Annotated in this window: 9 protein-coding genes; all 9 read left to right on the forward strand. The window is 35.7% G+C overall.

The genetic code is table 11. The features are described 5' to 3' along the window. Window positions 1–398: 398 nt before the first annotated feature. A complete protein-coding gene (gene priA / locus ACZQCL_RS02335; protein ID WP_482481763.1) occupies window positions 399–2,492 on the forward strand; it encodes a replication restart helicase PriA in 2,094 nt (697 codons plus the stop codon). 1 nt (window position 2,493) lies between these two features. Further along, window positions 2,494–3,687 (forward strand): 16S rRNA (cytosine(967)-C(5))-methyltransferase RsmB, encoded by a 1,194-nt coding sequence (rsmB, locus tag ACZQCL_RS02340; protein ID WP_482481764.1) that lies wholly within the window; start codon window positions 2,494–2,496, stop codon window positions 3,685–3,687. A gap of 31 nt (window positions 3,688–3,718) precedes the next feature. Beyond that, window positions 3,719–4,762, forward strand: a complete 1,044-nt coding sequence (gene rlmN, locus ACZQCL_RS02345) for a dual-specificity RNA methyltransferase RlmN (protein ID WP_288523041.1) — start codon at window positions 3,719–3,721, stop codon at window positions 4,760–4,762. A gap of 4 nt (window positions 4,763–4,766) precedes the next feature. Then, entirely contained in the window at window positions 4,767–5,504 is a 738-nt protein-coding gene (locus ACZQCL_RS02350; protein ID WP_118114234.1) for a Stp1/IreP family PP2C-type Ser/Thr phosphatase, read from the forward strand. 5 nt (window positions 5,505–5,509) lie between these two features. Continuing rightward, window positions 5,510–7,177, forward strand: a complete 1,668-nt coding sequence (gene pknB / locus ACZQCL_RS02355) for a Stk1 family PASTA domain-containing Ser/Thr kinase (protein ID WP_337930488.1) — start codon at window positions 5,510–5,512, stop codon at window positions 7,175–7,177. Window position 7,178: 1 nt separating this feature from the next. Further along, window positions 7,179–8,033 carry a ribosome small subunit-dependent GTPase A gene (gene rsgA, locus ACZQCL_RS02360; protein ID WP_227992118.1) on the forward strand — a complete coding sequence of 285 codons (855 nt, stop codon included), beginning with the start codon at window positions 7,179–7,181 and terminating at the stop codon, window positions 8,031–8,033. Continuing rightward, window positions 8,030–8,689: a ribulose-phosphate 3-epimerase gene (gene rpe / locus ACZQCL_RS02365; protein WP_337532215.1), complete on the forward strand. Its 660-nt coding sequence runs from the start codon at window positions 8,030–8,032 to the stop codon at window positions 8,687–8,689. The genes rsgA and rpe overlap by 4 nt, the downstream gene beginning before the upstream one ends. Further along, window positions 8,690–9,283 (forward strand): thiamine diphosphokinase, encoded by a 594-nt coding sequence (locus ACZQCL_RS02370; RefSeq protein WP_337532216.1) that lies wholly within the window; start codon window positions 8,690–8,692, stop codon window positions 9,281–9,283. 3 nt (window positions 9,284–9,286) lie between these two features. Then, a partial coding sequence (locus ACZQCL_RS02375) for a hypothetical protein (protein WP_482481765.1) occupies window positions 9,287–9,678 on the forward strand: 392 nt, incomplete at its 3' end.

The raw sequence follows: 9,678 nt of genomic DNA on the forward strand, positions 1-9,678 counted from the left end.
TAAGAGACAGATATCTTTCTATGAAAGGGTATCGTATTGCGATAATTCCAAAGACGAAATATATCTTAGTATTTGATATAAGAGAAGATATTGTTTTTGTGTTAGGAATATTTCATCAATTAGAAAATTATTGGATGAAAGTATAAAAGCACCGTTTTATTTGGTGCTTTTACTAGTTTTTAATGGTCTTTCGAATGATTAGAATACCATTGATATAAAATAATAAGGATACACAGATATTCAATACCTCGTTGTCGAAGGGACTTTTGACAAAACAAATGAGAATGCCCGCAATAATGTTTAATAATCCTTTAATAATATACATAATGAATTACTTAAATATAAATATACTGAAATAAATATCAATGTCAAATCCAGAATGATGTTATAATAGATGCATGCTGATTAATGTATATGTAGAATACAATCGCCTACGCAATACCTTTACATATTCTTGTGATTGTCATGTTGAAGTTGGATGTAGAGTCCGTGTTGAATTCAACAATCGAACGCTTGTAGGATTTGTCGAAGAAGTAGATGTAGAAAGCGATTTTAAAAATATTAAACCTGTCATTGAAGTCATAGATGAAAAGCCATTATTAAATAACGAATTAAAGGTATTGGCAAATTATATGGCTGATTTTTATGCGAGTTCGAAAGTGACTTGTTATAAAACAATGCTGCCACCAGCTTTGCGTCCCTCTAGTAAGCATTCAAAAATTATCTATGAAGATTATGCGATATTGAATGATTCTGATTTGCCTTTAACTTCTAGACAAAAAGAAGTGCTTCATAGTTTTACCTATCCATGTAAGATGAGTGAACTTAGAAAAGTAAGTCCATCCATCACAAAGGTATTATTGGATAAAGGTTATATTACTCTTGAAAAAAGAATCAAAGATTCCAATACTTGTGTCAGTGAAATTGCGGATGTTACACATTCTTTAACTTCTGAGCAAGTGTCGGCGATTGAAACCATTCAAAACACCAATAAAACGGTCTCTTTACTTCATGGCGTGACTGGTTCTGGTAAAACCGAAGTCTTTTTGCGATTGGCAGAAGATGTATTATCGACTGGAAAACAAGTTCTATTTCTTGTTCCTGAAATAGGTTTAACACCGATGATGATACAAAGAGTACAGGCGCGCTTTAAACAAAAGATTGCGATCTATCATTCAGGATTGAATGCACAAGAAAAGCTAGAACAATATAATTTAGTAAAAGATCATAAAGTCGATATTGTTGTAGGTACGCGGAGTGCTTGTTTTATGCCGTTTTCTTCTTTAGGCCTGATTTTAATGGACGAAGAACACGATTCAAGCTACAAACAAGATAATACACCACGCTATCATACGCGCGATATTGTCTTATTTCGTGCGGCCTATCATAAGTGTAAAGTCGTATTGGCAAGTGCGACACCTTCTTTAGAATCATACGCAAGAGCTTATAAGAACGTCTATGAATTGATTGAACTTAAAAATCGCATTCATGAAATGCCGGAAATTTGTTTGGTAGACATGAAAAAGGAAAGAATCACAAATGGCTTATCTGAAACATTGCTTCAAGCTATTCATGAGCGTCTTTCCAAAAATGAACAAGTGATCTTGCTTTTAAATCGAAGAGGCTATTTGCCCGTTGTTCGCTGTAGTGATTGTGGCCACGTACGCATATGTCCAGATTGCGGTGTGGCTTTAACCTACCACAAAAATCAAAATGCCTTGGTATGTCATTGTTGTGGAAGACAATTTCCATTTATGGAAGAATGTCCAAGCTGTCATTCTAAAAATTATTTTAAGGCTGGTATGGGAACAGAGCGTTTGGAAGAACAGATTTTAGAAATCTTTAAGGATCATCATGTCGTTCGTATGGATGCAGATAGTACACGAAGAAAGAATGCACATGAAAAGTTGTTACAAGAATTTGAAGAGTCTGGAGATCTATTAATCGGTACGCAAATGGTGGCTAAAGGCTTGGATTTTGAAAGAGTGACTTTAGTTGGAATTTTAAATGCGGATGCCACGCTTTGTCGAAATGACTATAGGGCAAGTGAGACAGCGTATGAAATGTTAGAACAGGCGAGTGGAAGAAGTGGTCGTGGAAAGCTAAAAGGACAAGTTATGATTCAAACATTTGATCCGGATCATTTTGTGATGCGATGTGTTCAAATGCATGATTATAAGATGTTCTTCAATCAAGAAATGCGTTATCGCCATTTAGGGATGTACCCACCCTATGTGTACTTATGTACCTTAGTATTTACACATTTTGATTTGCAGGAAGCCTATAAAATGGCGCGTGTTGCGAAATCGTATTTTACTTCTTTGCGCGTATTAGGTCCGCTTGAAATTCGTATGCAACAAAAGAAGCATCGCGTGCGCTTGATTCTAAAATCAAAGGACGATCAATTATTACACAAACTTGTGCGAAACTATTTGGATGAAACAAAACAGGTTGTGGATGTGAATATGCATCCAATTATGATGGAGGAATAGAATGAGAAAATGGATATGGAAAGCCTTAGATGAAGTTGTGAATAAAAAAGTCTATTCCAATTTATATTTAAGAAATCATTTACAGGAAGTGGATGAAAAAGATCGTGCTTTGGCTACACGTATTTTTTATGGAACGATTCAGAATTATCGTTATTGTAAAGAATGCTGGTCTAAGTATGTGAAGAATAAATTAAACCCTAAAATGGATGTGTTATTGACAATGAGTACATATCAGTTGTTATTTTTGGATAAAGTCCCAAGCTATGCGATTGTCAATGATGCAGTCAATATTGCCAAAAAGATCAATGTGAAATATGCGGGTTTGACAAATGCTGTATTGCATAAGGTTAAAGCGATTGAAACAGATAATGTAGCTTTAAAGTATTCATTGCCCGATTGGCTTTATAAGATGTGGGTTTCTCAATATGGACAAGAAAAAGCTTTAGTGATGGCAAGTGCAAGTGTAAATATATTACCCATGTATGTTCGTCGAAATGCATTAAGGACTCGTGAAGCTGATTTTGATTTGGAACCGTTTATTTGTGTTCAAGATCCATTGTATATTTATACAGGTAATGATTATTTTCATCATGACTACTATCAAAAAGGTTATATGAGTGCCCAAGATGAGGGGAGTTTTGCGATTGCGAAATTTGTTGATCCTAAGGAAAATGAAAGGATTCTAGACTGTTGTGCAGCTCCAGGAACAAAGACTATGGCCATGGCCGAAAGAATGCATAACCAAGGTCATATTGATTCGTATGATTTACATGCGCATCGTAAAGAATTGATTGAAAGTGATGCCAAACGCTTAGGCATTGATATTGTACATGCAGGTGTACAAGATGCGACAACATTTAAAAGTTCTGTGTTATATGATCGTGTCTTATGTGATGTTCCATGTTCAGGCTATGGCGTATTGTCGAGAAAAACCGATATTAAATTACACATGGTTCCTGAAGATATGGATTCGTTGATTCCGTTGCAGTATTCTATTCTGAATAATGTATGTCAATATGTAAAGGTGGGGGGAGTCTTAGTCTATTCCACTTGTACGATGAATAAAAAAGAGAATGAAAAACAAATTGAGAAATTTTTAAAGACGCACGAAGAGTTTAGTCTTGTGGATGAAAAAACCATTTTTAGTGATACAAGACAAGATGGCTTTTATATGGCAAAACTAGTGCGTAAATGATATAATGAACGGTAGAAATTGAGGTGCTATTTTGGAAAGTTTATACAATTTAAATTATGATCAAATGTGCGAATATGCCCTAGATCACGGATGGAAATCGTATCGTGGACATCAGATCTTTCAATGGTTGTATCGCAATCGTGTATTTGACATTGATGAAATGAGCAATGTATCAAAGGAAACAAGAGAAATCTTAAAGAAAGATTTTATTGTGAATCCTTTAGAGTTAATAAAAAAACAAGTTTCACATGATGGGACAACAAAATTCTTGTTTAAAACAAGTGATGGTGCACTACTTGAAAGTGTGATGATGGTCTTTGACTATGGTCGCAGTGTTTGTGTTTCCAGTCAGGTTGGCTGCAACATGGGCTGTGCATTTTGTGCGAGTGGTTTGACAAAGAAAAAAAGAGATCTAACAAGTGGTGAAATGGTTGCCCAGGTTATGTATGTTCAAAAAGAATTGGATAAAGATAACTTGCGCCTTTCACATATTGTTGTCATGGGTACAGGAGAACCTTTTGATAACTATGATAATGTCATGAATTTTTTGGCAACAGTAAACCATGATCGTGGTTTAGGTATTGGTTCTAGACATATTACGATTTCAACTTGTGGCATTGTTCCAAGAATCTACGATTTTGCCAATGAACATACACAATACAATTTAGCCATTAGTTTACATGCGCCAAATGATGAATTGCGTGATAAATTAATGCCAGTCAACCATGCATATCCATTAAAGGAGTTGATGGAAGCTGTTAAGTATTATGGTCAGGAAAACAATCGTCGTTTGACTTTTGAATATATATTATTAAATGGCGTTAATGATCGTCCTGAACATGCCAAACAATTGTCAAAGCTACTTCATGGAATGAATGCATATATCAACTTAATTCCATACAATGCGGTAGATGAAAAGGGCTTTAAATCGGTAAGCCACGACGAAGCTATGGTTTTTTATGATTTGTTGATGAAGAATCATGTTCGTTGCACGATTCGAAAAGAACATGGTAACGATATCGATGCGGCATGTGGACAATTAAGAATCAAAGAAATTAAAAAGGAAGGAATTTAGGCGGATGAAAGTTTTTGCGAATACAGATGTAGGTCTTGTAAGACAATTAAATGAAGATGATTATTGCATCGCTCATAATGCCAATGATGAATGGATGGCCATTGTCTGCGATGGTATTGGTGGTGCAAAAGCAGGAGAAGTGGCGAGTCATACAGCGGTAATGACGATGTATGAAGCATTTATGAAGTCTCCTGTATTTAAAAAAGATCGTCAAGTCGACAACTGGATTCGTGAAAATTTAAATCAGGCGAATGATTTCATTTATTCAAAAAGCTTAAAGAATCCCAATGAAAGAGGTATGGGGACTACGGCAGTGGGTGTCATCAAAGCTCATATTGGGACGTTTATTTTTAATGTGGGAGACTCAAGAATTTATGCGGATTATAATAATGAATTGATTCAAATGAGTGAAGATCATAGTGTGATTGCCCAATTATTAAAAGAGGGTAAGATCACTTTAGATGAGGCAAAGTCTCATCCACAAAAAAATACATTAACAAATGCCTTAGGCGTATGGCATGTTTTCCGTATTGATATCAATAAGATTGAAAATACATACAAATATTTGTTGGTTTCAAGTGATGGATTACATGGATATGTTGAAAAGAAAGTGATTTCGGATATTGTACATGATTCGAGTCTTTCTTTACAGGAAAAAACAGAAACACTGATTGCCAGAGCCAATCAATCAGGTGGTTATGATAACTGCACAGTTATCTTAATGGAGAATGATGGAGAATAATAACTATGATGATGGAACAAATAGCGAACCGCTATGAGATCTTGTCTTTGATTGGTCAGGGTGGAATGGCGGATGTCTATAAGGCAAAGGATACGATATTAAATCGTATTGTGGCAATCAAAGTTCTGCGTGATAAATTAAGTGGGGATGCGATGGCATTAGTGCGCTTTCAGCGTGAGGCAAGTGCAGCGAGTCGTTTATCACATCCAAATGTAGTAGATATATATGATGTTGGTGAATATGAAGGTATGCACTATATTGTCATGGAATATATTCGTGGTCGAACTTTAAAAGATTTGATAGCACAGCGCGGAGCTTTAGATGTGGATGAAGCCATTGGCATTATGAAACAATTGATTAGTGCAATTGATCATGCGCACGATCATAATATTATTCATCGTGATATTAAACCGCAAAATGTGTTGGTAAAAGACGATGGAACGATTAAAATTACAGATTTTGGGATTGCGGTAGCCCATGGCTCTGTACAGCTAACATTTAATAATACGGTTATGGGTTCAGCCCATTATTTAGCGCCAGAAACAACACAGGGTAAAGAACCAAATGCACAAGTGGATATCTATTCATTGGGTATTGTATTCTATGAACTTTTAACAGGACACGTTCCTTTTACAGGAAAGACACCGACAGAGATTGCAATCAAGCATTTGCGTAAGCCAATGCCTTATGTGCGTGATTTCAATCCGGATATTCCGCAGTCTGTTGAAAATATTATTTTAAAGGCGACCGCAAAAAATTTAGATGACCGTTATGTATCTTGTAAAGAAATGCTTTATGATTTAATGCATTGCATGGATATAGAATATCGTGATATGAAGCGTATCAAGGTGGATGCAAGTTCGAATAAAGAATTGATGAAATATGATAATGGGCATATTGATTTTGAAGATGAAGAGTCTGAAAAAGAAGAGAAGAAAAAACGAAATTGGATTCCAGCCGTCATGATTAGTGCTGCTGTTGTGATTTCCATTGTTGTACTTGTACTCATTGCCAGCATTACAGGCATAATTAAGATTAGTGGCTTTCTAGGCTATCAAACAATGCCGAATGTAGTGGATTTGACACCGGATGAGGCCATTGATGTGTTGCAGGATGCACATTTTAATACTTCAAGGGTAACGTATGTTTATAAGGCGAATGATAAGTATGAAAAGGGAAAAGTCATTAAAGCTTCTTATAAAGAGGGTGAAGTGATTTTAAATGATGCGAAAATTGTTTTAACCGTTTCTAAAGGATCTACCTATTTAGTGCCAGACTTTACAGATGGCTCGTATTCGGAGGCTGCTTATGAATTGGAAAAGAATTGTCCAAATGTGCAAATTGAAGTGGAATATGAAGGCTCAAAAGATATGGATCCAGGTATCATTTTACAACAAAAGGGTTTAACGCCAGGAAAACGTATTGATCCAGACAGTAAGGAAACCATTACTTTTGTGGTAAGTACCTATCCTTCGATTGTGATTCCTTCGGACTTGATTGGTCAAGACGTATTGGATGCCAAAGATGAATTGAATGATTTAGGAATTGCGGTTGTCTTAAGTCATATTGAAAATGGACAGGGCAGCAATAAGGTCATAAGTGTATCGCCAGATGTTGGAACTGAATATGTACAGGAAGGAACAAACAGTGTTGTGACACTGTATTATGATTAATATGCAGCAAGGAAGAATTATAAAAATTATTTCGAATCAATATACGATTCAAAATGAAAAGGAAGAAATCATTGCCAAACCAAGAGGTAAGATGCGCCAGCATGAAGCGCCAGTCGTCGGGGATTTTGTCGAATATGAAAAGATTGAGGATTCGTATCGTATTCATAAAGTTCTTCCACGAACAAATCGTCTTTTAAGACCGGCCATAGCCAATGTAGATCAGGCTTTGATTGTCACAAGTTTAAAAGATCCGGACTATTCTTGTCACTTATTAAATCGTTTGATCTTCTTAGTAGGTTTAGCAGGTGTCAAACCAGTGATTTGTGTGACCAAACTAGATTTATTGGATCAATCCGAAGAAATTTTGGCGGATCTTGAAAAATATAAAAAGGCCGGATATGATGTGGTTTTCTCCAATCCTGGTAGTGATGATAAAGAATTACAGGAAATCTTAAATGGAAAAGTGTCTGTTTTATGTGGTCAGTCGGGTGCGGGAAAAAGTTCTTTATTGAATCGTCTAAATCCTGATTTTGAATTACAGACACAAGCTATTTCGAAGGCTTTGGGTCGTGGTAAACATACGACACGCTATTGTCAGTTACACCATGTGTGTGATGGCTTAGTAGCGGATACGCCTGGATTTTCAAGCTTAGATTTTACAAGGTTAGATACTTCGCATTTAGATGCGTGTATTCTAGATTTTAAACCATACATTCATACTTGTCGTTTTAAAGACTGCAGGCACTTGAATGAGCCGGATTGTAAGATCAAAGAGGCTGTTGAAAATGGCCAAATCAATCCATCCGTTTATGAGGATTATAAAAATATTATGGAAGAAAGAGGTAAAAAACTATGAATTCAATTGTGATTGCACCTTCAATTTTATCTTTGGATTATGCCAATGTGAGTGCACAATTAGAAATTTTAAAAGAATCTAAAGCAGAATGGTTACACTTTGATGTGATGGACGGTCATTTCGTACCGAATTTAACGTTTGGACCTGATATTTTAAGAGGTTTTAAAAAGGCTTGTCCATTATTTATGGATGTGCATTTAATGGTAGAAGACCCAGAAACATATGCACCTATCTTTATTAAAAATGGAGCGGATCTAGTCACTTTCCATACAGAAGCTTTGAATAATGATTTGACTCGTATTCAGAAGTTATTGGATGAAATTCATGGTTTGGGTGCGAAAGGTGGTATTGTCGTAAAACCAAATACGGCCATTGAACCTTTTGAAAGTGTACTTCAATCTTGTGATCTTGTTTTAATTATGAGTGTTGAGCCTGGTTTTGGTGGCCAGAAATTTATGGCCGACATGCTTAAAAAAGTAGAGTGGTTAAAAGAAAAGCGTGAAGCATTGAACCTTTCATATCGTATTGAAATTGATGGTGGTATCAACCAGGATACGTTTAGATTGGCATTAAATGCAGGTTGCGACACATTGGTTGCGGGAAGCTACGTATTTAAAAATGATATCGCAAAGACAATTGAAGGTATGCTTGAATAAATGACTTGTGCGGTTTTAATTACACCACTCGTTGATGTTGTGCCAAAAATTGAAAATTGTGATTATATTGGTGTTGATGCTGGTGCATTAAAAATTATAGATCAGGGTTTTCCGATTAAAATGGCTGTGGGAGACTTTGATTCTTTAAGTGAAGAGGATTTTAAACGAATCACGTGTCCAATCGAAAGGCATCCCATTATGAAGGATGAAACGGATTCAGAGCTTGCGATTCGTTTATGTAAAGATTATGATACGATCTATTTATATGGGGCCATGCAAGGAAGAATTGATCATACGATTGCGAATATTCGCTTGGCGATGTATCGTTTTCAAAATGTAGTGTTAATCGATGAGTACCAAAAAATATCTGTTATGAATGTGGGCATTCATGAAATTGATGATTCGTATCATCATATTTCGTTTTATCCGATTCAAGAGGGTGTGCTTTCTTTATCGGGATTTTTGTATCCATTAGATAAAAGACGGATTCATATCGAAGAAATATATACGACAAGTAATTCTTTAACAGAAAAAAAAGGAATCGTTCGTGTGGATGAAGGCAGCTTTTTGTGTGTACAATCCAACTGGAGGTAGTCTATGTTCTATGATGTAGCTATGAACTTTGTGATTGGAACCATATTAATGGTTGCGGGAGCCATCATGATATGGATTCCCAATCGTATTTTTACAGGAATCTTAATCGCATCTATTGTATTTTTATGTGTCGATGGCGTAGTTTTATTTATTCGCTTTATAAAGAATAAAATGAATAAAGATTTTTTCTTTTCCATATTATCCTTTGCGTTTATGTTTTTCTTAATGAACTTTCGGTATCTTCCACAATGGATCTTGAGAGTAAACTTTGGCGGATATTGTATTCTTTGTGGTTTTGCCTGTTTTGTTCAGCTTGTGATTAATCAAATCAATCATATTAAAGGAAACTTCTTTAACTTTGTGTTTAGCTTTATTTATATTTTCTTTGGCTTCTA

It is taken from the genome of Holdemanella sp. (assembly GCF_056804935.1).

Bases quoted from the DNA above. Each gene is read 5' to 3' on its own strand.
- pknB (WP_337930488.1), top strand. From the start codon at position 5,510: ATGATGATGGAACAAATAGCGAACCGCTATGAGATCTTGTCTTTGATT.
- rsmB (WP_482481764.1), top strand. From the start codon at position 2,494: ATGAGAAAATGGATATGGAAAGCCTTAGATGAAGTTGTGAATAAAAAA.
- rpe (WP_337532215.1), top strand. From the start codon at position 8,030: ATGAATTCAATTGTGATTGCACCTTCAATTTTATCTTTGGATTATGCC.
- priA (WP_482481763.1), top strand. From the start codon at position 399: ATGCTGATTAATGTATATGTAGAATACAATCGCCTACGCAATACCTTT.
- rsgA (WP_227992118.1), top strand. From the start codon at position 7,179: ATGCAGCAAGGAAGAATTATAAAAATTATTTCGAATCAATATACGATT.
- ACZQCL_RS02370 (WP_337532216.1), top strand. From the start codon at position 8,690: ATGACTTGTGCGGTTTTAATTACACCACTCGTTGATGTTGTGCCAAAA.
- ACZQCL_RS02350 (WP_118114234.1), top strand. From the start codon at position 4,767: ATGAAAGTTTTTGCGAATACAGATGTAGGTCTTGTAAGACAATTAAAT.